At 62.5% G+C, this 23,323-nt stretch carries 18 protein-coding genes; 5 read left to right on the top strand and 13 right to left on the bottom strand.

The genetic code is table 11. The annotated features are described in order from the left end of the window. Positions 1 to 11: 11 nt before the first annotated feature. The 8 genes from ACXX9E_RS15965 to ACXX9E_RS15930 form a co-directional block, all read right to left on the bottom strand. Complete coding sequence (locus ACXX9E_RS15965; RefSeq protein WP_128616012.1) at positions 12 to 542, bottom strand: response regulator; 531 nt, start codon at positions 540 to 542, stop codon at positions 12 to 14. Positions 543 to 761: 219 nt separating this feature from the next. Beyond that, positions 762 to 1,523 (bottom strand): peptidylprolyl isomerase, encoded by a 762-nt coding sequence (locus tag ACXX9E_RS15960; protein WP_128616011.1) that lies wholly within the window; start codon positions 1,521 to 1,523, stop codon positions 762 to 764. A gap of 15 nt (positions 1,524 to 1,538) precedes the next feature. Continuing rightward, positions 1,539 to 3,089: an ABC transporter substrate-binding protein gene (locus ACXX9E_RS15955; RefSeq protein WP_458555688.1), complete on the bottom strand. Its 1,551-nt coding sequence runs from the start codon at positions 3,087 to 3,089 to the stop codon at positions 1,539 to 1,541. Positions 3,090 to 3,098: 9 nt separating this feature from the next. Beyond that, positions 3,099 to 3,719 carry an SCO family protein gene (locus ACXX9E_RS15950; protein WP_458555687.1) on the bottom strand — a complete coding sequence of 207 codons (621 nt, stop codon included), beginning with the start codon at positions 3,717 to 3,719 and terminating at the stop codon, positions 3,099 to 3,101. Then, entirely contained in the window at positions 3,716 to 4,366 is a 651-nt protein-coding gene (locus ACXX9E_RS15945) for an SCO family protein (RefSeq protein ID WP_186747827.1), read from the bottom strand. Before ACXX9E_RS15945 ends, ACXX9E_RS15950 begins: the two co-directional genes overlap by 4 nt. A gap of 14 nt (positions 4,367 to 4,380) precedes the next feature. Further along, positions 4,381 to 6,303: a YncE family protein gene (locus ACXX9E_RS15940; protein WP_458555686.1), complete on the bottom strand. Its 1,923-nt coding sequence runs from the start codon at positions 6,301 to 6,303 to the stop codon at positions 4,381 to 4,383. Positions 6,304 to 6,596: 293 nt separating this feature from the next. Further along, on the bottom strand, positions 6,597 to 12,431 hold the full coding sequence (gene mnxG / locus ACXX9E_RS15935) for a manganese-oxidizing multicopper oxidase MnxG (protein ID WP_458555685.1): 5,835 nt from the start codon (positions 12,429 to 12,431) through the stop codon (positions 6,597 to 6,599). 200 nt (positions 12,432 to 12,631) lie between these two features. Then, positions 12,632 to 13,240: a lytic transglycosylase domain-containing protein gene (locus tag ACXX9E_RS15930; RefSeq protein ID WP_458555684.1), complete on the bottom strand. Its 609-nt coding sequence runs from the start codon at positions 13,238 to 13,240 to the stop codon at positions 12,632 to 12,634. Positions 13,241 to 13,446: 206 nt separating this feature from the next. Here ACXX9E_RS15930 and gspG point away from each other — a divergent pair, with 206 nt between their 5' ends. The 3 genes from gspG to ACXX9E_RS15915 all read left to right on the top strand — a co-directional run bounded on the left by gspG (position 13,447) and on the right by ACXX9E_RS15915 (position 15,647). Then, a complete protein-coding gene (gene gspG / locus ACXX9E_RS15925) occupies positions 13,447 to 13,875 on the top strand; it encodes a type II secretion system major pseudopilin GspG (protein WP_123463262.1) in 429 nt (142 codons plus the stop codon). A 14-nt stretch (positions 13,876 to 13,889) separates the two neighbouring features. Further along, positions 13,890 to 15,077 carry a type II secretion system F family protein gene (locus ACXX9E_RS15920; protein WP_186747819.1) on the top strand — a complete coding sequence of 396 codons (1,188 nt, stop codon included), beginning with the start codon at positions 13,890 to 13,892 and terminating at the stop codon, positions 15,075 to 15,077. Positions 15,078 to 15,152: 75 nt separating this feature from the next. Further along, entirely contained in the window at positions 15,153 to 15,647 is a 495-nt protein-coding gene (locus tag ACXX9E_RS15915) for a hypothetical protein (RefSeq protein ID WP_458555683.1), read from the top strand. Positions 15,648 to 15,793: 146 nt separating this feature from the next. Here the strand turns inward: ACXX9E_RS15915 and ACXX9E_RS15910 are convergent, their stop codons facing one another. Continuing rightward, positions 15,794 to 16,693 carry a LysR family transcriptional regulator gene (locus ACXX9E_RS15910; RefSeq protein ID WP_222833252.1) on the bottom strand — a complete coding sequence of 300 codons (900 nt, stop codon included), beginning with the start codon at positions 16,691 to 16,693 and terminating at the stop codon, positions 15,794 to 15,796. Between the two features lie 161 nt (positions 16,694 to 16,854). Between ACXX9E_RS15910 and ACXX9E_RS15905 the strand changes: the two genes are divergently transcribed. Both ACXX9E_RS15905 and ACXX9E_RS15900 read left to right on the top strand, forming a co-directional pair. Beyond that, a complete protein-coding gene (locus tag ACXX9E_RS15905; protein WP_222833253.1) occupies positions 16,855 to 17,874 on the top strand; it encodes an alpha/beta hydrolase in 1,020 nt (339 codons plus the stop codon). A 191-nt stretch (positions 17,875 to 18,065) separates the two neighbouring features. Further along, entirely contained in the window at positions 18,066 to 19,493 is a 1,428-nt protein-coding gene (locus ACXX9E_RS15900; protein ID WP_422495908.1) for a mechanosensitive ion channel family protein, read from the top strand. 173 nt (positions 19,494 to 19,666) lie between these two features. On the opposite strand, the gene ycaC is transcribed toward ACXX9E_RS15900, so the two are convergent. The 4 genes from ycaC to ACXX9E_RS15880 form a co-directional block, all read right to left on the bottom strand. Next, entirely contained in the window at positions 19,667 to 20,290 is a 624-nt protein-coding gene (gene ycaC, locus ACXX9E_RS15895) for an isochorismate family cysteine hydrolase YcaC (RefSeq protein ID WP_123463276.1), read from the bottom strand. A gap of 71 nt (positions 20,291 to 20,361) precedes the next feature. Beyond that, on the bottom strand, positions 20,362 to 22,200 hold the full coding sequence (locus ACXX9E_RS15890) for an amidohydrolase (RefSeq protein WP_123463278.1): 1,839 nt from the start codon (positions 22,198 to 22,200) through the stop codon (positions 20,362 to 20,364). A 44-nt stretch (positions 22,201 to 22,244) separates the two neighbouring features. Then, positions 22,245 to 22,871 carry an antibiotic biosynthesis monooxygenase gene (locus ACXX9E_RS15885; RefSeq protein WP_123463280.1) on the bottom strand — a complete coding sequence of 209 codons (627 nt, stop codon included), beginning with the start codon at positions 22,869 to 22,871 and terminating at the stop codon, positions 22,245 to 22,247. Further along, positions 22,864 to 23,280: a DoxX family protein gene (locus ACXX9E_RS15880; protein ID WP_123463282.1), complete on the bottom strand. Its 417-nt coding sequence runs from the start codon at positions 23,278 to 23,280 to the stop codon at positions 22,864 to 22,866. Before ACXX9E_RS15880 ends, ACXX9E_RS15885 begins: the two co-directional genes overlap by 8 nt. Positions 23,281 to 23,323 lie beyond the last annotated feature (43 nt).

Here is a 23,323-nt window from a genome sequence, read left to right as displayed (position 1 = left end):
TGATCGCGCCATTACTCCCCGGTGAGCATTTGATCTTCGTCGGGTGCCATGGCGCGCGACTGTCGTCGCCGATCCGCCAACACCCAACTGCCATCGTACAACTGCAACGGGAAGCTCTCGGTCCTGCTCTGGCGTCGTTCGACAAAGCCCTCGGAGGGGCTCGCACCGGGTTTCGCTTCGCGCTTGATGCCCAGAAGGTCGCAGACCGCCCGCGCCAGTTCCGCCAAGGGAAACGGTTTGAACAGGATGTGGCTGACCCCCAGTTGCCGCGCCCGCTCACAGACTTCGGCGGTCGGGTGACCCGTTATCAGCACAAAATGGCACGTCCTGTTCTGGCGGACCGCGTCGAGCACCTCAAAGCCTTCCATATCGGGCAAGCGGTAATCGAACACCAGCACGTCGGGGGCAAAGGTTTCGGCCAAACCGATAGCCGTCGCTCCGTCATGTGCAATCGCGACTTCCAGCCCTTGCGCCGACAGATAATCCTGAAGGTTTTGTGCAAGCAACTGTTCGTCTTCGACAACCAGTACTTTGTTAACCAAGGTCGACTCCTTGAAACAGCAGGTCCGATGACCCCGCCCTGAGAGTGCGCCTTACCAGGGGTAACGCACACTTCATGCCAGGCTGAGTTCCGGTAATTTTATCTCTTCATGTCCTTGAATTTAATGACAATGCCCGCTCGTCCCGGCACCCCGTTCCCCAGAAACGGGGAAGCACCTGAATGGGCATCGAAGCCATTCCCCACTATTGGGGGGGAACCTTCAGTCGTCGTCAATTCGTTCGATCCTGTTCTGCACCCGTAATTGCGCGAGCACCTGACGACGAGCCTGGGTCTGTTGCTGTCGGGCGAGCTCTGCCCTGACTGTATCCAGCCCCTGTAAATCTGGGACATCGGCGGCCTCCAAGTGGTTCTGCAAATAAATCACATGCCAGCCGAACGGTGAACGCAGCGGTTGGCTGGCAAACGTCGCGGCCTCGGCAATCGGCGCGCGCATTTGCATCAAGCGTAGACGCGCTGCGGCGACTGTGGCTGCATCCGCTTGCGCGGGCACGCGGATCAGCAGGTGGCGGGGTTGCAAGGTATTGGCGCGGATCAGTTCGGCGAACATCTGCTGCGCCGCCAGTTCGCGGCGGGTGTACTCGGTGAAGGACGCCTCATCGAAACCGGCATCCTGCAAGCGCCGGACAAATTTATCCGCGCCGCCGATGGCGATGCGGGTTTGCTCAATCTGCTGACGCACCGCTTGCTCGTCGATCTGCCGCCCGCGTTTCTGCGATTCCTGCCACAGCAATTCTTTGTCGATCAGCATTTGCAACGCCGCCTGACGCAGTTCCTTGTAGGCCTTGGGACTGCGAATGCTCGTCACCGCACGGCCCTGATCTTCCAGGTATTCAGCGAAGAAGCGCTCGAAGCGAAACCCGGATATTTCCTCGCCATTGACCCGCGCCACGGCCGGCTCGTTATTCGCCCACGCCAGCGGCAGCCAGCAAGTCAGCAACAAGATCAGCGTTGAGAGTTTCATGATCGGGGCCTCCGTTCAGGGGCTGGCAACAATCGGTTTATAGGGCGCGACCAGATAGAAACGCTGATCGGGCAAATCCACAGTGACCACATGCGCGCCGCTCAAACCCAGGCGTCGACCGGGGCCGAAGCTCAGGCGCGGGGTCAGGCCGGTGTCGAAGTCGTGCAGGCCTTCCAGCGCCGCCACCAGTTTTTCCCGGCTGGCGTCGCGGCCGGCCTGTTTCATGCCTTCGCTGAGCAGCAACATCGAGGTGTAAGCGCCGACTTGCAGCACCGCGTGCTGGGCGCCGAGGCCCTGGCCTTCACGCAGTAACGTCAGGGCCATGCGCCCGGCCTGGGTCCAGTCGCTGGGCACAAACGGATAGGCGAGGAACACCCGTCGGGTGAAGCCGTCGGGAACTTGCAGCAGATCGCCGGCCACCTGGCTGGAGGCGGCAAACAGATAAGGCACTTGCCCGGCGCTTTGCAGCCGCGTCGCCAGACGACTGAAACCGCCGCCATTGCCCAGATAGAACACCGAGCGCGACCCCAGCGGTAGCGCATCTGCCGCTTGGTCGTAGGCTTGCAGACGGACTTTTTGCCAGCCGTGATCCTGCAAATACTGGCCAAGGTTTTGCGCGGCCAGCGTTTGTGCAGGGTCATCGGGATAAGCAATCAGCGTCGGCCCTTGCAGCACACGCAGGCTTGCCGTGGCGTAGTCGGCCAGCGCGATCAACTGTTCAGGCAATCCCGGCAAGGGTTCGAAAATCTGCGGACTGGCCTGCAGGGTGCCGAGGATCGACATCGGCCCGATCAGCGGCACGCCGGCCTGTTCCAGGCGCAGCCCCAAGTCACTGTCGAGGGCCGGCGCCAGCGGCGCGATCAACGCGAACACCTGTTCCTGCTCGATCAACTGTTGCAGAGCCTGCTCGGCACTGGCGCGGTCCGGGCCGGGATCGATCACCGTCAGGCGCAGTTGCCGCCCATGTATGCCGCCGGCTTGATTGATCTGCGCCACACTACCGTTGAGTACCGCCGCCACCGTCGCGCCCTCCTCGGCCAGCGGCCCTTGGCTGGGCAGCAAGGTGCCCAGATGCAAGGTCTCGGCATCGAGGCCGGGATCGCGCTCATCGGCGAGGCGTTTGAGATAGGCGGTGAGGTTGCGCTGATCCTTCATCGACAGCAGAAAGCGCGGCATGCTCGGGTCGAGACGATTGTGGCCGGGGTCGCGGCCCTGCTCGATAGCCGTGACAAGACTGCTCTCGCTGTAGGCCGGATAACTGCGGCCGTTGACCTGTTGCTGGCCATACGTGCTGGTCAGTCGCGCCCAGTTCAACTCGGGGGGACGCACGCCGCCTTCAGGCCGACCGAGGCCATCGGCGCCGTGGCAATTGGCGCACGGCAGGCTGGTCGCCGGCAGCAGCACGTCCGCCGCGCCAACCCGTGCCATGATCGCTTCGCCACTGGCCGACAGGCCTTGACGATAAAGACGCTTGCCCGCCGCCTCTTCCGGTGTCAACGGCGCAGCGCTCGCGCCAAGGCTGAGGCCAGCGAGCAGGATGAGGGCGAGGACGCGGCTCAGGTTCATGGCGCGGACTCAGCGGCCAGCCACGGGCATTGTCAGCAACTGCAAGCGCTGGGCAATGGCGGCGGCCGGGGCGTCGGGACGGATTTTGCTCCAGCGTTTATTGGCGACATCGCCGACGATCAGCTGCGTGGAGTGTTGCTCGGGCGTCGGCACGATCTGGCCGATGCGGCTCAATACCAGGTCCATCTGCGCTTTGTCGCCAGTAAGAAAAAGCCAATGAGGGTCATCGGAACCCTGCTTCAAGGTGTAAGCCTTGAGCACCGCCGGCGTGTCGCGCAGCGGGTCACTGGTAAGGGAAATGAAGGTGATGTCCTGCGCCTTGTCACCGAGCAGCTCGCGGACCTCTTTGAGCTTTTGGGTGATCAGCGGGCAGGCATCGTTGCAACTGGTGAAGATCACGTTGAGCAGCACTATGCGGTTTTGCAGCGCGTCGCTGTAGAAGCGCAGGGTTTCGCCGTTCTGATCCTGCAACGGCGTGTCGGTGAACCAGGTTTTCGCGTCGTGGGTGCCTGTCGCCGGCGCGGCGGCAACCGCCGCTGGTGCCTCAGGGGCATGGCCTTCGTGGGCAAACGCCACGGTGCTGAAGATCCAGAAGCACACGGTCAGGGAGATCCAGTCGAGCAGTCTCATGGCTGTTGCTCCATGGCGATGGCGGTGTGTTTGGCGTGGGTGCGCAAGCCGCTGAGTTTTTCGACTTCCTTGGCCAGCAGCGCCGGATCGGTGAAGCCGTAGTAGCGCATCCAGTGGCGGCTGTTGCCGTCGCCGACGAGGATCAGCGGTTGATGACTCTTCAGGTCGCCGCTGAAACTGCCGAGGCCCTTGAGGGTTTCATTGATCGACTGCGGCGAGCCGGTCAGCCAGCTCCAGCCCGGCCCGCGCTGGAAGGTGCGCGCATAATCCTGCAGGCGTTTCGGGTCGTCGCGCTGCGGGTCGATGCTGATCGACACCAGTTGCACTTCTTCGCCGACCCGCGCACCGAGTTGTTTCTGCACCTTGCCCATGATCGACGAGACCACCGGGCACACCGTGGTGCAACTGGTGTAGATGAAGCTCATGACGACGATTTTGCCCTGCACCAGGTCTTGTTCAAGGCGCACGGTTTTGCCGTTCTGGTCGAGCAGCGGCACGTTGGCGAACTTCACCTGCGCGTGTTCCTGAGTATTGCTGGCCGGGACCTTGTGCCCGGCGTGTTCGTCCGCAGAATGGGCTTGAACTTGTTGGAGGCCGAGGCTCAACAGGCACAAGGTCAGCAGGCCACTGGATGCAAATCGGTTCATGTCGAAACTCCTCTTCAACGGGCCAGGCCGGGAGCTACCCGAACACTGGCAAAGGTCTTGTCATCGAAACCGGCGCCCAGCGACTCCGCACGCACATGCAGGTACCAGGCGCCGCTGCGGTCGAGGGTGATCGGCGCTTCGTACACGCCGTCGGCGACTTCCAGCGCCGCCACTTCACGCGGATGCGAGGTGGGCGCGAGGTAGTAGCGCAATTGCACGTCTTTCACACCGCTGCGCTGGGTCTTGTCTTTGCCCTGAACGATGCGGAAACGCACGACGTAGGGGTCGTTGAGCGCCACGGCAGTCTTGTCGAGGAGGAACTCGACTTTCGGCTGGCCGAGGTGTTTTTTTGCTTTGCCATCGGCGTCGATCTGCGCGGTGAAACAGTGAATGATGTTCGGCTGGTTGAGCAGGAATGCCACATCGAAGCGCCCTGCCGCCGGCAATTTCACCCGCGCGCTGTAGAGCCCCGGCGAGACTTCGCGCAGGCTGCGGTCGATGACCATGGCCGCGCGGGCGATCTGGCCACGGTTGGGGTAACCGGACATCGGCGCGTTCATGCCTTCGGCGTAAAAGTAGGTGGTGTTGTCGACCGGGTTGACCACGAACACCGCGTTGTCGTCGCGTGACACCGCCAGGCTTGAGGCCAGCGGCAAATCCCCGGCCATACGCGGTGGTTGCGGGCCGGCTTCGAAGCTTTGGCTGATCGGCTGGCGGCCTTCGCCGAGGGACGACAGGTTGATCATGGTGACTTTCGGTGAAGCGAGCCCGCGGATGTAGGCGTATGCCTGGGTGAACACCACTTGGTAGGGCTCGGCGGAAACGTCCAGATCATGGATAGCGCTGTTGGTCGCGGCGTCGATGACCGTGGCGCGGTTTTCCACGGTGTTGAGCACCACGCCGAAGCGGCCGTCAGCGCTGAAGCCCATGGGGCCGAGGCCTTGTTGCAGTTTTATCACCCGGCGGATGGCGTGGGTGCTGGCGTCGATCACGGTCACGGTGCCGTCCTTGCCGTCGGCCACATACACCGCGCCGGACAGCGCTGAATAGGCGACTGACAGCGGATGCGAGCCGGTTTTGATCTGCTGGACGATGTTCAGGCTGGCGATGTCGACCACGCTGACGGTGCCGTCGTCGCGGTTACTGACGAAGGCGAAACGGCTGTCCTTGCTGAAGCTGATTTCGTGGTGGCCGCGCCCGGTCTGCAAGTGTTTGAGGGGTTTGAGGCTTTGGCTGTCGATCACCGTGACGCCGGAGTCTGCGGCTTTGCTGGCGTTGTTGCCGACCCACAGCAGGCGTTCATCCGGTTGCAGTGCCACGCGTACCGGTTGGCTGCCAGCGGCGATTGAGTCGAGGACTTTGAATTGCTCGCTGTCGATGACGGCCACTTCGCCGGCCATCGGCATCGAGACGAATACGCGTTTGTTGTCTTTGGGGGTGACCCAGTCCATCGGCGGTTGCTTGAGTTCGATCCGCGCCAGGGTGCTGGTGATGCCGCCGACCGACACCGACGGATCGACCACGGCGATGCTGGCGTCGCGGTTCATCACCAGCAGGAAATAGCTGTTGAGGTCGAGCAACGGCCGCGCACCAATGTTGGATTTGAGAAACACCCCGACCCGGGCTTTGCAGCTTTGGTCGCGGCCCTGGGCTTGATCGGCGGCGAGGGTTTGCGGATCGACCCAGGCTCCCGGTGCCACGCCAGACAACGGCTGGCCGGAAGCGCTGTCGGTTACGCGGAACTGCACATCGGCGAATTCGCCTTCGCGCAGCTTGCCGTCGGCGGCCAGTGGCTTGAGGTTGAAATCCACCGCCACGCCGTCACGGTTCAGCGTCTGACCCGCCCCGGTTTGCGCCAGCGCAATCTCACTCAGCGTCAGCAACGCCCCGGCCATGGCCAGCGTGCAAATACCGATGATGTTGATGATCCTGTTCATACCACCCTCCCCTCATTTGCAAACCTATTCCCTGTAGGCCTTCGCCTGCTCGCGATGGCGTCATCCGCCTTACCATCCGAGACCGAGTTGCCCCAATCGCGAGCAGGCGAAGGCCTACATGGGATTTGCATTCATCCCGCAACCTCACTGCCCACCGCAGACCCTGTGGGAGCTGGCTTGCCAGCGATGGCGTCCTTTCCGTCACATCAATGGCGCCTGTGCCGCCGTCATCGCTGGCAAGCCAGCTCCCACAAGGATTTGCATCCACAGGCATGTTGTCGTTGCACCTGCTTCTACTGCCCCTGCGGCGCCGGTTCCGGTTCGTTGGTCACCCGCAGCAAGCCCCACAACCCGGAGGTGTTGCCGTAAGCGGCGTAGTCGCGGAACAGGTAATCCCCCGGTATCGCATTGCTGCCACCAGCGCTCGGAATCATGAAGCTGAAGTGCGCGGCCGGCAGGATGCTCTCGTGGGCGCCGATGTACATCGACATCGGGTTGTAGCCGAAGCGCACCGAGCCCACGCCCGGCGAGCCCATCGGATACCCCCCGGTGTCGCTCTTCTCGGCCTGGAACGGGTTCACCGACCAGACATGCCCGTCGAGCTGGAACGTGGTGCCGCGACTGCCACCGCTTGGCATCAGAATGTGCGTACGGAATGGCTGTCCGGGTTTGGCATACAGCACCGGCGTCTGCGGATCGCCACCGATCAGCGCATTGCTGTAAGCCATGTGCGCATTGCTCATGTCGCCGTAACCCGCGCCATCGGCATGCCCGAACGGTGCATCCGGAGCGAGGCCGAAGCGATACCACAGCGGCTCGGTCTTGTAGTTGATCGCCATGCTCGAGTTGTCCTGCGGATCGGTCGGCACGCCGAAGCCCTCAGCGGCAATCCCTTCCACCGGCCGGCCATTGGCCCAACGGGTGTTCAACGCCTTGTGCCAGACCATCGCAAAATCGCGGTAGCTGGTTTGCCCAGGCGCCGTAACTGTGGCGTTGACCTTGCGCGCATCGTCGACCCAGGTTGCGCCAATCGGCAGGATGCTCATTGCTCCACCAAGGCCTTTTTGCGGCTGCTTGATCACGTCCGCCGGGGTGAAATTCAAGCCGCCGAACTCCACCGCTGTGGCGTTGATGTTGTCGACGCTGCGGCCCAGTTGCGTCACCGGTTTGCCCTCACGCTCCAGATGCCCGGCGTAGTACTGATAGGTCCGGGTCGGGTACGCGCCGCTGTTGCCGACACGCGGTGGCACGGTCTGGATCGGATTGGCGCCGACGTTGGCGCCGTCGGATTTGGTGATGTCGTAGGCCAGCAACTGCGCGTGCAGACCGACGTGGCTGGACGGCCGCATCAGGTTGTTGCTGAAGGTGGTCGAACCCAGGCCACTGTTGCGATCACGCTTGACCATGCCTTGCATCACTGCGGTTTGAGTCAGATCCGGCATCACGCTCGGCAGACGGTTTTCCAGGGTGATGTTGATGCAATCCCCCGCCGCTGCGCGCAGCACCAGCGGTTCGACCGGGATGCCGGGTTTGAGCTTGCCGCTCACCGGATCCAGATCGGATTTGCGCACGTACAGGATCGCGGTCGGATCATGCAGCGGCCCGCTCTGTCCGCCGATGGTGATGGTTTCGCCATCCTCCGGATCGGTCACGGTGACTTGTGGAATGCTCACCGTGCGCGAGTTCAGCACCAGGGTACCGCCCGCCGGATTCAACGGCCCACCGACATGCTGGCCAAGCCCTTCGGGATCGCCGATGGCCAGGCCCAGCGTATTGCCGAGGATGTCGTTGGCCAGCGCCGCGACCACCTCATAGTTGCGCTGCACCGTTGGCCGGGTGCCAATGCCGTTAGGGTTGGCGCCATAGCGCGGGCAACTGCCCTCGAATGCGACGGTGTTACGCATGCCTGCCGGATTCGGGTTGTTGGGGATGGCGAACAAGTCGCTGCGTTTGGCGGTGTAGTTGCGCATCACGCCCCAGATACCGCTCCAGTAGCCTTCGATCGAAGCGTCCATCGAGTACAGATAGTCGCCCGTGGTCGCCGCCGAACTGGACAGCATCGACACCGGCGCAATGAAGCCCATCTGCTCGGAGATGCCGATCATCTGCGACGCACGCCAGCCGGAGTTGGAGCTGTTGCCGAACCCGGAACCGCTCTGCAGCCATTTCACCCCGTGCAAGGTGACGTTGTGCTCTTCCTCATGGCCACCGGCATGCACCCGCAGCCGCACGTTGTCGCCGGTGTAAGTACGCAGCATTGGCGTGAACGGATCGCCCGGCTCGGTGCCGCCCTTGTTGATGTGCGGCGGAAAAAGCGTGGTGCCACCGGTGGGGCCGGTCGCCGAGGTGAGCAGATTCGGCGCCAGGTTCATCGCCGGAATCGCCCGGTCGGTACGGCTTTGCATGGCGAACGCCAGATCACCGCCAAGGCCGTCGGCCTGCATGCCGCGCTTGCCGTCCGGGCCGACCTTGTTCGGGTCGTACACGCGCAGGGCCAGCGGTTCGTTGCGATAGTTGACGACGAACATGCCCGGGTCATCCACCGAAATCGCCTGCGGGCATGGCCGGCTCGGGCAGCCCGGGACCTGACCGCCCTGCACCTCCAGCACCCCTTCAAGCAAGTTGCTGGCGTTGTTGCGCACTGGCGGATTGATCGCGTAGCGGAAGCTGTCGGCGGTGGCCGGGAACGCCTGCGCATTCGGCACGCCGTTGGGACCGGCGCCCACATAGACGCCGGCCTCATAGGCGTGCTGGAAGTCGCTGTATTCGAGGAAGAACTCGCGGAAGCTGTCGTTCTTGCCATCGCCGTCGAGGTCGCCGGTGTTGATCACCGCTTGCCACGACGTCGGCCCGCCGTCTTGGCGCGCGCCGCTATAGAGAGGCTCGCCGGTTTCGGCGTGGAACCAGGTGGAACCGGCCGGCTCTGCAAGAACGGTGGCGTACAGACCAATCTGCTGGTGCGTCGATGGGCCTAAGTGGTCGTGGGTGAAGATCGTGCCGAGGCCGCGGTCGACGCCTTTGGCGTTGACCACCGGATCGACGAACCAGCGCTGCATCGCCGTGCGCGCACCCAGCCAGTCGGCGCGGCCGTACTGGCCGAAGAACGGATGGTTCCTGGCTTTCGGGCAGGCCTGAGTGCCGTCACGCGGATCAGTACCGGCGCACTGGTTGAACTCGCGGATCGCCTGAATGCGCTCCTGCACAGCGCCGGGCGAGAGCACGCCGTCCTCGTAATTCCAGCCGTTGGAAGAGCCGTCCGCCGAGGTCAGATCCCACTTCGGCAGGTGAATGTGCTGGCCGATCACGTCGGTCGGCGTGCGCACCTGATAATCGTCCATCTCGTAAGTGGCCGGCACCAGGTTGGTTTGCTGGTATTGCACGCAATCGAAGGTGTTCATGCGCATCACCAGCGGCTCTGGCGGACGCTGCTTGGTGATTACCGGCCAGGCGTCTTCCCACAGCGCCAGAATGCGCGCCTGCGGGAAGTGATAACCGACTTTGTTGTACACCGCATCAAACTGGATGTTGGCGGCTTTGTAGATCCGTGGGCGGTCGGCGGTGAAGGTCGAGGCGCCGACAAAGGACATGCCGTCGATGCGCTCACCGCTGGCGAACTCGCCGCTGCCGGCATTGCTGGTCAGGCGTTTTTGCCGATCGTCCATGCACGGTTCGTAGTACGGCGCGCCGGCCATCGGCAAGGCACCGTTGGTGCGGAACGCCTTGGCCACCACTTGATTGCCGGGCAGCAGGGCGTAGCTTGGGTGATCTTTTTTCGCGTGGAAGGCCATCGCCGCCTGTTCGACTTCGGTGCCTTCTTCGGGCAGATAAATCGGTTTGGCGCGGGTGACTTCCTTGGAGAAGTCCAGCGAAGTGGTCACGGTGTGTGCCTCGCCACCGGCCGCGACGCCATCGAGTGCGTGCCGCTGCAAACCGCCATCCCAACCACCGGACTGCGCTGGGTCGAGGTTGGCCCACAGCGCCTTGCCGCTGGCCTTGAGCGATTGCGCGGTGGCGGCGTCGAGCATGTCCAGCGGCGGGGTTGGCGGACGTTGGCCGACCGAGCTTTCCATGCCGCCGATCCAGAACGGGTAGCCAGGGTTTTTCAGGCTGCCGTCGGCATTGCGGTTGGCTTCGCTGCGATCGACCAGCGCCAGTGAGCCGATGGCCTGACCACCCGCGTTGCCGCCATGGTGTTCACCGTCATCATCGCCCTCTTCTTCGTCATCCTCGTCATCATGGCCGGCGACCAGGGTTTCACCGATTTTCGGCACCACCACGACTTTGCCAGGCATCGGCGCCATGGCTTTGCCCGGAAGCGGCACAATGGCCGGAATCGGCGTACCGGCGACGATTTCACCATCGGGCAAAGCCCGTGCGCCGGCCGCCGGTTTGCCGCTGCGCAAGGCAAACGGTTCGCTGTGGTAGCCGTCGGCGCCCTGCTGCGAAACATCAAGTCGAGTGCCCTCTTCGAACACATCGTGCACCCGCCACATGGCCCACATGCCTTGGGCGAAGTGCGGATAGAAATGGCAGTGATAGATTGCGTCGCCGGCCACGCGGTTGCGGTTGCCCGAACCACCGTTGGCGATTTCATAGGTGTAGCCGGCGCCCGGACCGATGCCTTGGGCGTCGACGTAATCGGAGTTGTCGTCGTTGGGGTTGAACAGCCACTGATGGCCGTGCAGGTGGAAGATGTGCTGCTCGTGGCCATTGTGGGTGTTGCGGAATTTGACGAAGTCACCGATGTAGCTGTGGTTGACGTTCGACGGCTCCGACGGATACAGGGCCATGGTCGCTTTCACCCCGATCTGATCGGCGCGCGGTGTCTGGCCCGGGGCGATGTTCTCCAGCCCGGTGTTGGCCGGCACATCCACCAACATCGCCACATCGCCAACCGTGTGCGAGCTGAGGAAGAACTCTTCATAGGCGCACGACAGGCAGTCGTGCATCGGCCCGACGCCCAAGCGGTTGGCGACCACTTCGGCGCCCATGCCGCCGGAGCCGTAGTTGATCATGAACGAGTCGCGGGTCGGCTCCAGCACATGGGCCATCACCGGATCGGCCCAATATGCAGGGAACGCTTGAGTCGCGGCGGTTTCGTCCTGGAACTGCGAGGCAAAATCGCGGAACGGTTCCAAGCGGTTGGGGATCGCCGGGTTGCGTTTGCCCATCGTTTCCAGCGGATAGGTGCTGGACGGGAAACTGCCATCGGCGTTGCTGCCCATGACAATCGCATCGCTTTCGCTGGAAATGATTTCATTGCCGTCGACCATGCCGATGATCGGCGTGCCGGCCTTGCCTTCGCGTAACCAAGGTTCGCGCTGCGGGTAGCGCGCCTGGTAATCGACAATGGGTTGGCCGGTGGGTGCGCGGCCAGTCGTGGCCAGGCGCATTTCTTCTTCGGTGAGGGTATTGCGATAAGTGCGACCGCCCTTGGGTAGCACGACGACCTGGCCGAACAGACCGTTGGCAACGTTGCCGGCCGCGCCCTCGCCGCCAAACGTCGCGCCACGGCTGCTGACGGCAAACGCGCCTTCACGTTCGGCGAACAAGGTGTAACTGCGGCTCGCGCCCGGAGGCACCAGGCTGTTGGCGTTACGCCCGGTGAACGAAGAAATGTCATCGATGCTGTTCACCGCTTGCAGGCCGTTGACCTGGAAACCGACGTGACGATCGGCGACCTGCTCGTCGACTTTGAAGTCTTCGGCGCCGTTGGCGTTTTCGACGCCCTCTGCTTCGCCCTCGTTTTCAAAGTGCTTGTTCGGGTTGGCCTGATAGTCGAGCAGGTTCTGCAGATTGATCGTCAGGCAATCGCCGGCGGCCACGCGCAACACCAACGGCCGCGGACGCTTGTCCGGGCGTAGCGAAACTTTACCCGGCACCGCAGCGCCACCGTAAGCCAGCGACTGCTCATGTTCATCGACCACATCGCGGCGCAGGGCGAACATCATGCCGTTGATGTTCTGCGCACCGAGGCGGTTGAACATCAGCGGTTGATCGAAGGCGACGACGTTGGCCACCAGATTGCGCTCGCAACGCACGGCCGCGCCGGCCAGTTCGACGCTGAGCATCGAGGCCAGGATCAGCAGCCAGTTGAACAGAGACGGAGCGTGATGAATGCCAACCATGATCAGTAACCTCGTAGTGGGTGCTCTCGCGAACACTTCTCGACAAATGCCCTGGAGCAATCCGCGTGCCACAAAAAATCTCATTACCGTTCAATCAGTTACCGCGACCACTTGAGAATCCGGGGGATATTCCCCACCGCTTTCCCCCACTTTTCGGGTCTATCCGGTTTGCCCCGAAAGTGGGGAAAACCGGGTTGGGCTCACAACGGCGCATCCATGGCCAGGCCCTGCAAACGCCGGTATTGGCGCAACACGTTCGGCACGTAGCGCTGGGTTTCGGCGAACGGCGGAATCACCCGGCCACGGCTGAGCACCGCGTCCGGTCCGGCGTTGTAAGCCGCCACGGCAAGGGCGATGTCGTTGTCGAACAGGGTCATCAGACGCTTGAGGTATCTGGCCCCGCCCTGGATGTTGGCCTTGGGGTCGTAGACGTCAGTGACGCCCAGCTCGCGCGCGGTGTCGGGCATCAACTGCATCAGCCCGCCGGCGCCTTTGGCTGAGGTGGCGCCGGGGTTGTAGTGGGATTCTGCGTTGATCACCGCGTGCAACAGCGCTTCGGGTAATTGATTGACCTTGGCCGCCGCCGACACCAGTTCCGCGTAAGGCTGGTTGGCGATCATTTGCGGCTGCTGATCAAGGCTGGCCACTGCGGCGTCAGCCTCGTGAATCACCCGTTCGTAGGTGCGTCCGGGCCGGTGCACGTTGGACAGCACGTAGCTGCCCTTGGCGTCCACCGAGATGAACACATCGGCTTGCGCGGCGCCGCTGAGCAGCACACAGCCGAGCAATCCGCTGGCAAGAAATTTCATGTCGGGCCTCCCCGGATCGACCCCGATAAATTGGGGGAAATGCCCCAATGGCCGATCACGTTTGAGCCATACGCAAGCACTGTGCCGACTCTTGAAATGCCCGGTTTACAAGGGTTTCAGCCAATCAGGTGGTTTTCAGTGGGGGCTGAGCATGGCAATTGCATAAGCCGTTCAGGCGACACGGCTGCCACTCACGGGAGGTCATCATGAAGCTGCAATATCGTCCGCGTGGCCAACGCGGTTTTACCCTGCTCGAATTGCTCGTGGTGCTGGTGGTGCTCGGCCTGTTGGCCGGGATCGTCGCGCCGAAATACTTCGCCCAACTCGGTCGCTCGGAAGTGAAAGTGGCCAAGGCGCAGATCGAAGGGCTGAGCAAAGCGCTGGATATCTATCGACTGGAAGTCGGCCACTACCCGTCCACCGAACAGGGCTTGCAGGCCTTGGTCACCGCACCGAGTGACGAGGCGAAATGGACCGGCCCGTATTTGCAGAAAAAACTGCCGCAGGACCCGTGGGGACGTAATTACACCTACCGCTATCCCGGCGAAAACAGCGAGTATGACCTGCTCTCGATGGGCAAGGACGGCCAGCCCGGCGGCGAAGGTGAAAACGCCGAAGTGACCAATTGGCAGTGAACGGAGCGCGGCCCATGCGATTTCATGTGAAAGCGGTTGGCAAGGCGGGCGTGGTGTCGTTGAGCGTCGAAGCGCCGGGTGACAGCGAGGCGCGACGGATCGCCGAGGACCAGGGTTTGCGTGTGCTCAGCTCGCACGCCGACAAGCATTGGCGCTCGCTGAAACTGCGTCAGCGCGAGACCTTCAACCTGGTGCTGTTCAGCCAGGAGCTGACCACCCTGCTCAATGCCGGCCTACCGCTGATCGATGCGCTGGAAAGCCTCGCCGAAAAAGAAACCGCCCCCGCCGCCCGCAAAACCTTGAGTGAGCTGGTGCGCCTGCTGTACGAGGGCAAATCCTTCTCGCAGGCGTTGGGCCAGTTGTCGGCGGTGTTCCCGCCGCTGTACGTGGCGCTGGTACAGTCCAGCGAGAAAACCGGCGCGGTCGGCGATGCGCTGGGTCGTTACGTCAGTTACCGCCAGCGCATGGACGAGGTGCGCCAGAAGATCATCAGCGCCTCGATCTACCCGATGCTGTTGCTGATAGTCGGCGGTGGCGTGGTGCTGTTCTTGATGGGTTATGTGGTGCCGCGTTTCAGTCTGGTGTTTGAAGGGCTGGGGAATAACCTGCCGTGGCTGTCGCAGGTGCTGATGAGCAGCGGCATGTTTTTGCATGCGCATCAGGCCGAGTTCTTCGGCGGGCTGGCGGCGCTGGTCATCGCCCTTGCCGTGCTGCAAAAACAACCGGCGTTTCGCCGCGGGCTGGACCGGCTTGTGGAGAAACTGCCGGCCGTGCATCAACGGATTTTCATGTATGAACTGGCGCGCTTTTATCGTTCGCTGGGGATTCTGCTGCAGGGCGGGATTCCGCTGGTGACCGCCATGAGCATGGTGCGCGGCTTGCTCACCGTGGCGTCGCGGGTGCGCCTGGATCAGGCCTGCGAACGGGTCCGCGAGGGGCAATCGCTGTCCACCGCGCTGGAACTCAATCACCTGGTGACACCGGTGTCCCTGCGCCTGCTGCGCGCCGGCGAACAGTCCGGCAACCTCGGGCAGATGATGGAGCGCAGCGCCGATTTCTACGACGAGGAAATCAGCCGCTGGCTGGAGTGGTTCGTGAAGTTGTTCGAACCGCTGCTGATGACCTTCATCGGCCTGCTGATCGGGGTCATCGTGATCCTGATGTACATCCCGATTTTCGAACTGGCTTCGAGTATTCACTGACCATGGGAACGGGTCGGATCTCGGTACCCACGCACTACCACGTTCCCAAACAAGACCACAAAGACGGAGAACGATATGCACATTAAAAAGCTCGTGCTCGCAATGGCCATCGGCGCAGTTCTGTCAGCGTCTACGGTGCTGATTCCGGAGGGTTTGTCGGGAGTTTCCACGGCTCATGCCAAGGATGGGGGTAGCGGTGGTGGTGGAGGTAGTGGAGGTGGAGGTAGTGGCGGCGGTGGCGGAAGTGGTGGAGGTGGTGGTGGTCATGGCGGCAACGGCGGCGGTAGCGGTGGTGGAAGCGGCGGCGGTGGCAGTCACGGCGGTGGCAACAGCGGCAGCGGTGGCGGCGGCAACAGTGGCCACAGCGGCAGCGACCACGGCTCAGGACACTCGGGCAGCAGCGCCTCTTCGGGCCGCAGCGGCACTCACGCCGAAGCGGGGGATGATCATGGCGTCCACCGCGCCGGTGAAGTCGGTGATGATCGTGGCGTGCATGCTGCGGGCGAAGTCGGCGATGATCGTGGCGTACATGTCGGCGGCGAGCCGGGCGATGACAAGCGCGCCAACTGATTTTTAGAAACACCACAAAACCTGTGGGAGCTGGCTCGCCAGCGATGAGGCCCGGTCAGACAAAGCTGTATTGCCTGACACACCGCCATCGCTGGCAAGCCAGCTCCCACAGAATTTTGCAGTGTTTGAAAAATCCACTACAGGGCTCAGAGGGCGACGTGGCTCTCGTTCAACCGTTCGCGCAAAAACTCCACCAATGCCTGCACCGGCCGCGAAGCCTGACGATGCTGCGGATACACCGCCGATAACGTCAGCGGCTCTGGGCGCAAGTCATCCAGCACCGGCACCAACCGGCCATCCTTCAGCGCCGCACCCACGATGAACGTCGGCAGATAGGTAATGCCCAACCCCTGCACCGCCGCATCACGCAGCAACTCGCCGTTGTTCACGCGCATACGCCCGGTGACATTCACCAGCAACGGTTTGCCCTGCCCTGCGTTGAATCGCCACTGCACCGAACGACCGTGACCATAAGGCAGGCAGTCGTGGCTGTGCAGCTCTTCCGGCTTGAGCGGCGTGCCGCGTTCTGCAAGGTAGGCCGGGCTGGCGCAATACACGCGCTCGATGGAGGCGATGCGCCGGGCGATCAGCGTCGAGTCTTCCAGCACGCCGATGCGCAGCGCCAGGTCATAGCCTTCGCCGAGCAGGTCCACTGGCCGATCGCTCAGATCCACCTCCACCGTGACCTCGCGATAGCGCTGCAGAAACATCGGCAGCAGGCACCCCAAATGCGCCACGGCAAACGACAGCGGCGCACTCAGGCGAATCGTTCCGCGTGGCTCGGCGGTCTGCCCGGCAATGCCCTGCTCCACTTGTTCAACTTCGCTCAACAGCCGTAGCGCCGATTCGTAATAGCTCTGGCCCAGCGGCGTCACGTCCAGGCGCCGGGTCGAGCGGTTCAACAGCCGCACCCCGAGGCGCTCTTCCAGTTGCATCAAGCGGCGGCTGACGAACTGCTTGGACAGCCCCAACTGATCGGCTGCTGCGGTGAAGCTGCCGGAGTCCATGACCTGGCAAAAAATACGCATGTCTTCGAACGGGTTCATTGTCACTTCCTGGTGGACAGTTAAACGCTTTATAGCCGCTTTTTCACTTTTCGACAGCTCATTAATCTGTGCTCACGGTGTTGCTGAGGCCTGAACCCCAGCGCCACAGCAGCCCGCAACCCAGGCAAACAACTCAAAACATCGTCAAAAGGATTTCCACCATGAACATCGTCAAGAAAACCCTGACCGCTTCCCTCCTCGCCCTGTCCATCGGCAACGCATTCGCCGCCGAAAGCAGCGGTGTCGAACACAACACCCAAGCGTTCCTCAACGCCCTCGCCGCCGGCGGTGGCAAACCGCTGGAGCAACTGAGCCCGAAAGACGCCCGTGCGGTGCTGACCGGTGCCCAGGCGTCGGTGAAGGTGGACCTCTCCGGGGTTGAGGTCAGCGACAAGGCGATCAAGGTCGATGGCCAGACCATCAACCTGAAAGTGGTACGCCCGGCCAAGGTCAAAGGCGAGTTGCCGGTGTTCATGTTCTTCCACGGTGGCGGCTGGGTACTGGGCGATTTCCCGACCCACCAGCGCCTGATCCGTGATCTGGTGGTGGGTTCCGGTGCCGTGGCGGTGTATGTCGATTACACGCCGTCGCCGGAAGCGCAGTACCCGACTGCGATCAACCAGGCTTACGCCGCGACGAAATGGGTCGCCGAGCATGGCAAGGACATCGGTGTCGACGGCAAGCGCCTGGCAGTGGCCGGCAACAGCGTCGGCGGCAACATGGCGGCGGTCGTGGCCTTGATGGCCAAGGAACAGAAAACCCCGGCGTTGCGCTTCCAGTTGCTGATGTGGCCGGTGACCAACGCACAGTTCGACGACGGCTCGTACCAGCAGTTCGCCGAAGGCCACTTCCTCACCAAAGGCATGATGCAGTGGTTCTGGGACAACTACACCACCAACCCGGCCGAGCGTGCGCAGATCCACGCCTCGCCGCTGAACGCCAGCGCCGAACAACTCAAAGGCCTGCCCGCCGCGCTGGTGCAGACCGCCGAGTTCGACGTGTTGCGCGATGAAGGCGAAGGCTATGCACGGCACCTGGATGCGGCCGGTGTACCGGTGACCTCGGTGCGCTACAACGGGATGATTCATGACTTTGGCTTGCTCAACCCGCTGAGTCAGATTCCGGAAGTGAAGGCGGCCGTGCGGCAGGCGGCGGCTGAGCTGAAGACTCATTTGAACTGAACCCGATCTCTCGCCACACCCAAAACTGTGGCGAGGGGATTTATCCCCGATGGACTGCGCAGCAGTCCCCTGCTTCTTCTGGATAAGAGCGGGGTCGCTTCGCAACCCATCGGGGATAAATCCCCTCGCCACAAAAACCTCTTCAACACCCAAAAAATCTTCACTGAATTCGTGCAGCTCCGGAGATTGCCATGTCCTTCCTCCTCACTCACCTGCTGTCTCTGAGTGCCCTCCTGCTGGTGCTCGACGCGCTGCTCTGGCACTTCTCGCCCTTCACTCATCGCGCCCCGAGAGTCGGTGTGCGGCTGGTGCTGTTTCTGGCGTTCACGGCGCTGGTGATCAACGCCGGCGTGAGTCCGTTGCAGGCACCGCTGTTGGCCGATGATCGCGTGGCGCAACTGGGCGCGACGGCGCTGGGGATTGTCTGGTGGCTGTACGCTGCGCGGGTGCTGACCGAAGTGATCGGTCTGGTGTTGATGCGGCGCATCGGCCACAGCGGTCGGCTGTTGCAGGACGTGATCGGCGCACTGGTGTTCCTGGCGGCGATCGTCGCGGCCGCCGGTTATGTGCTGGAGTTGCCAGTCAAAGGTTTGCTGGCGACCTCCGGGGTGGTGGCGATCGTCGTCGGTCTGGCGCTGCAAAGCACCTTGAGCGACGTGTTCTCGGGGATCGTGCTCAACACCACCAAACCCTATCAGGTGGACGATTTCGTGGTGATCGACGGCGTCGAGGGCAAGGTGCTCGACATCGACTGGCGCGCCACGCACCTGCTGACCAGCACCGGCACCCTGGCCGTGGTGCCGAACTCGGTGGCGGCCAAGGCGAAGATCGTCAATCTCAGTCGCCCGACCAACCTGCACGGTGTCTCGATCAGCATCAAGGTGCCGAACCATATTCGCCCCCGGCGCGTGCTCGACGCCCTCGACCGCACCCTGCAAGGCAGCAGCAGCCTGCTGTTGAATCCACCGCCCAAAGCCGTGTTGAAAGAAGCCGGTGAAGAGATGTCGGAGTACGTCGCCAGCGGTTTCATCAGTGAGTTGGGCAAGAAAAGCGAGGTACGCAATCAACTGTTCGACCTCGCCCACCGTCATCTCGAAGCCGCAGGTATTTCCCGGCACCCCGATGGCGTGATCGAGCCCTCGACCCGCGCCCGGGCACTGCTCGATGAAGTGAAAGTCTTCCGCTCGTTGAGCCATGAGGAACGCGATCGCCTCGCCGAGTCGATGGTCGCGCAACAGTACGCAGCCGGTCAGGTGGTGCTGGGGCTGGATGAAGTGCCCGACAGTCTGTTTGTCATCGCCACCGGCGTGGTCAGTGCGACCGTGCCCGATGGCACCGGCCAGACCGAAGCCGGACGCATGGGGCCGAGCGAGGTCATGGGTGAACAGAGCATCCTCGCCGATACGCCTTCGCAAGCCACGTTCACGGCGTTGACGTCGAGCATCATCTATCGCCTCGACAAGAACCTCACCCGTCAGTGCATGGAACAGCGCACAGAGGTGAGTCGGGCGTTGAATAAATTGCAGGCGGTGCGGCAGCAGAACAGTCGCCTCGCGTTGATGGCCAAACCGGTAGCGGTGAGGAAAGGTGGTTTTTTGGGATGGTTGCAGAAGCGCTGATGAGGGGATTTTAAGATCAAAAGTCTCCCCCCTCCCCCCAACCCTCTCCCCCAAGGGGACATGGGGGAAAGGGAGCCGATCGCCGGGCATTTCAAGACCGGAGTTCGGCTCGGTATTGCAGGTCGGCGTAGCTCGAACACGGCCCTCTCCCTTTGGGAGAGGGCCAGGGGCTTTTATTTGGCAGTGAACTTGGTGTAGCTGTTGATCAGGTTGCGATAGTTCGGCAGGCGTTCCGACAGCAGATGCGCCAGGCCTTCCATGTCGTTGCGCCAGTCGCCCTGCAGCTCGCACGCCACCGAGAACCAGTTCAGCAGGTGGGCACCGGCGGCCGACATCCGCGCCCAGGCCGCTTGTTGCACGGTGGTGTTGAAGGTGCCGGACGAGTCGGTGACCACGAACACTTCATAACCTTCAGCGATGGCCGACAGGGTCGGGAACGCTACGCAGACGTCAGTCACTACACCGGCGATGATCAGTTGCTTGCGGCCGGTGGCCTTGATCGCCTTGACGAAATCTTCGTTATCCCAGGCATTGATCTGGCCAGGACGCTGAATGAACGGCGCGTCCGGGAACTGCTCGCGCAATTCCGGTACGAGCGGGCCGTTCGGACCGGCATCGAAACTGGTGGTGAGGATGGTCGGCAGCTTGAAGAACTTGGCGATATCGCCCAGCGCCAAGACGTTGTTCTTGAATTCGTTCGGCGAGAAATCCTGCACCAGCGAGATCAGACCGGTCTGGTGATCGACCAACAGCACAACCGCATCATCTTTGTTCAGACGTGTGTAAGGAACGCTCATGGGAAAACTCCTGGGTGGGTGGATATTGCGTAAAGCGCCGTACCGCGTGGCCGGCGCTTTTGTTGTCGGGATCAGAAGGCGAAACAGGAACAGCCGAAGGCGCCCCAGAAACCGGCAAAGTCGCTGACCGGCGCGTTCGACAGCCGCGCCTTTTCATGGCTGTGCGAGTGCACTGCACAGGCGCCAACGCACTGATGCACTTGCGCCTGCAGCGGCGAATTCGGCCGCCAGTGGCCCGGGACTTTCACCACTGGCGACCAGTCCGGCAGAACCGGAATCGAGCGTGGGCCGAGGTCTTCGAAGTCACCGGCGGCATAGACGATCTTGCCGCCGACCACGGTCAGTACCGACTCGATCCACTTGATCGCTTCTTCTTCGACGTGGAAGAAATCCGCGCTCAGTGCCGCGAGATCCGCCAGTTGCCCGACCTTGATCTGGCCCTTCTTGCCTTGCTCGGACGAGAACCAGGCGCTGCCGTGGGTGAACAGTTCCAGCGCGGTGGTGCGTGGCAAACCCTCTTCGTACAACGCCAGACCACCGACGGTACGACCGCTGACCATCCAGTACAGCGAGGTCCACGGGTTGTAGCTCGACACCCGCGTGGCGTCGGTGCCAGCGCCCACCGGCACGCCTTCGGCGAGCATGCGCTTGATCGGCGGCGTGGCCTCGGCCGCCTGTTTACCGTAACGATCGACGAAGTATTCGCCCTGGAACGCCATGCGATCCTGAATCGCAATGCCGCCGCCCAGCGCCCTCACCCGCTCGATGTTTTGCGGGGTGATGGTTTCGGCGTGGTCGAAGAACCACGGCAGACCGTTGAACGGAATGTCGCGATTGACCTTCTCGAACACGTCGAGCATGCGGCTGATCGATTCGTTGTAAGTGGCGTGCAGACGGAACGGCCAGCGCTGTTCGACCAGGTGGCGCACCACCGGCTCCAGTTCCTGCTCCATGGTCTGCGGCAAATCCGGGCGCGGTTCGAGGAAGTCCTCGAAGTCCGCCGCCGAGAACACCAGCATTTCACCGGCACCGTTGTGACGCAGGTAATCGTCGCCCTGATGCAGGGTGACGCTGCCGGTCCAGTTCTGGAAATCGCTCAGTTCTTCTTTGGGTTTCTGGGTAAACAGGTTGTAGGCGATGCGTACGGTCAACTGGTCCTCCTTGGCCAGTTGCTCGATCACCTGATAGTCGTCCGGATAGTTCTGGAAACCACCGCCGGCATCAATCGCGCTGGTCAGACCAAGGCGATTGAGTTCGCGCATGAACTGACGGGTCGAGTTGACCTGATACTCCAGCGGCAGCTTCGGCCCCTTGGCCAGCGTCGAGTACAGGATCATCGCGTTCGGCCGTGCGACCAGCATGCCGGTCGGGTTGCCGTTGGCATCCCGGACGATCTCGCCACCCGGCGGGTTCGGCGTGTCACGGGTGTAACCGGCCACCCGCAGTGCGGCACGGTTAAGCAGCGCGCGGTCGTACAGGTGCAGCACGAACACCGGGGTGTCCGGCGCCGCCTGATTGAGCTCTTCGAGGGTCGGCATGCGTTTTTCGGCGAACTGGAATTCGTTCCAGCCACCGACCACACGCACCCATTGCGGGGTCGGCGTGCGGTCGGCCTGTTCCTTGAGCATGCGCAGTGCATCGGCCAGCGACGGCACGCCTTCCCAGCGCAGTTCGAGGTTGTAGTTCAGACCGCCACGGATCAGGTGCAGGTGCGAGTCATTGAGGCCGGGAATGACGCAGCGGCCGTGCATGTCGATCACTTGCGTGGCCGAACCGCGCAGGGCCATGGCCTGGGCGTCGTTGCCGACGACAACAAAACGGCCGTCCTTGATCGCCACGGCGCTGGCCAGTGGTTTGGTACGGTCTACGGTATGAAATTGGCCATTGAACAGAATCAGATCGGCGTTCATCGCAGTTCCTCAGACAAAGTGAAAGGGAGCGAAACCTCGGCGTTTCAGCGCGCCTGAGGTTTTTGAGAATCAAGGTGCTCATGGGCCTGGCTCGCTTCGAGCCAAGGCGCAAACAATCGCGTGACGCGAGGCATGAATACGTACACCACCGACAGCACGATGGTCAGGGTGATCAGGAACGTGGCGACCACGTAGTTGGAAAGAATGGGATGCAGCGCCAGCAACGGCCCCCAGATCAGCGGCACCAGCAAGGTGTGCGGCAGAATCACCAGCAGCGTGATCACTGCCTGCTTCCAGCGCGGCGGTGGCGAGGCGGCGTCGGCCAGTGGCGCGAACCAGAATTCGTTGATCGGCGCCACTTCGGTCTGGTCGCCATCGGCGAGCATCGGCGCGGCTTCGGCGACCAGTGCCTGACGCTGCGGCGACTCCAGCCACCCTTGCATCGCTTCGGTGGATCTGAAACGCAGCACGCAGGTGTAGAAGTCGAGACGGCCGCGCTTGCCACGCACCACGTCCACGCCCAGATGGCCTTCACGCTGCCCCGCCACGCGCACGATATTGCGCAGCCAGGCTTCATAGGCCGACTCGAAACCGGCCTTGACCTGATGCTTGATGATCAAGGTGACCGTTTCGTCTGCCCCCGGTGCTTTTTGACTAAGAACTTCAGGCATAACGCAGTACTCCGGGCAAGCGAACATTGAGCGCCAGCCGTCCCGGCCCGGCGATAAACACAGTGGCAAACAGGATCAACAGCAACCAGCCGAACTGCCCCTCGGCCACACTCCATTGCGGGTGCACGAGCAACAACGCCACCAGCAGCACAAACAGAATAGGCAAGCAGGCCAAACGCGCCAGCACCCCGGCGACGATCAGTAGCGGACAGAGCACTTCGGCGAAGATCGCCAGCATCAGGGTGAGGTGGGCGCCGAGGTGGAACGGGTCTTCGATCAGTTGCAGTTGTGCCGTGAAGTCCAGCAGCTTGGGCAAACCGTGCACCCACAGCAGAAACAACCCGCCACTGACCCGCAGAAACAGCAAACCGACGTCCTGCGCCCGTTCATCGCGTTGTGAAACATTCATGACCCGACCCTTGAAATGTCATTGGCTGGAATCATGCCAATGA

Source organism: Pseudomonas sp. GNP014, from assembly GCF_054344005.1.
Note: the sequence above shows the minus strand (reverse complement) of the source record. Positions and strands in the feature narration are given on the sequence as shown.

Bases quoted from the DNA above. Each gene is read 5' to 3' on its own strand.
- ACXX9E_RS15930 (WP_458555684.1), bottom strand. From the start codon at position 13,240: ATGAAATTTCTTGCCAGCGGATTGCTCGGCTGTGTGCTGCTCAGCGGC.
- ACXX9E_RS15910 (WP_222833252.1), bottom strand. From the start codon at position 16,693: ATGAACCCGTTCGAAGACATGCGTATTTTTTGCCAGGTCATGGACTCC.
- ACXX9E_RS15880 (WP_123463282.1), bottom strand. From the start codon at position 23,280: ATGAATGTTTCACAACGCGATGAACGGGCGCAGGACGTCGGTTTGCTG.
- ACXX9E_RS15915 (WP_458555683.1), top strand. From the start codon at position 15,153: ATGCACATTAAAAAGCTCGTGCTCGCAATGGCCATCGGCGCAGTTCTG.
- ACXX9E_RS15900 (WP_422495908.1), top strand. From the start codon at position 18,066: ATGTCCTTCCTCCTCACTCACCTGCTGTCTCTGAGTGCCCTCCTGCTG.
- ycaC (WP_123463276.1), bottom strand. From the start codon at position 20,290: ATGAGCGTTCCTTACACACGTCTGAACAAAGATGATGCGGTTGTGCTG.
- gspG (WP_123463262.1), top strand. From the start codon at position 13,447: ATGAAGCTGCAATATCGTCCGCGTGGCCAACGCGGTTTTACCCTGCTC.
- ACXX9E_RS15960 (WP_128616011.1), bottom strand. From the start codon at position 1,523: ATGAAACTCTCAACGCTGATCTTGTTGCTGACTTGCTGGCTGCCGCTG.
- ACXX9E_RS15890 (WP_123463278.1), bottom strand. From the start codon at position 22,200: ATGAACGCCGATCTGATTCTGTTCAATGGCCAATTTCATACCGTAGAC.
- ACXX9E_RS15885 (WP_123463280.1), bottom strand. From the start codon at position 22,871: ATGCCTGAAGTTCTTAGTCAAAAAGCACCGGGGGCAGACGAAACGGTC.
- ACXX9E_RS15905 (WP_222833253.1), top strand. From the start codon at position 16,855: ATGAACATCGTCAAGAAAACCCTGACCGCTTCCCTCCTCGCCCTGTCC.
- mnxG (WP_458555685.1), bottom strand. From the start codon at position 12,431: ATGGTTGGCATTCATCACGCTCCGTCTCTGTTCAACTGGCTGCTGATC.
- ACXX9E_RS15950 (WP_458555687.1), bottom strand. From the start codon at position 3,719: ATGAGACTGCTCGACTGGATCTCCCTGACCGTGTGCTTCTGGATCTTC.
- ACXX9E_RS15920 (WP_186747819.1), top strand. From the start codon at position 13,890: ATGCGATTTCATGTGAAAGCGGTTGGCAAGGCGGGCGTGGTGTCGTTG.
- ACXX9E_RS15945 (WP_186747827.1), bottom strand. From the start codon at position 4,366: ATGAACCGATTTGCATCCAGTGGCCTGCTGACCTTGTGCCTGTTGAGC.
- ACXX9E_RS15940 (WP_458555686.1), bottom strand. From the start codon at position 6,303: ATGAACAGGATCATCAACATCATCGGTATTTGCACGCTGGCCATGGCC.
- ACXX9E_RS15955 (WP_458555688.1), bottom strand. From the start codon at position 3,089: ATGAACCTGAGCCGCGTCCTCGCCCTCATCCTGCTCGCTGGCCTCAGC.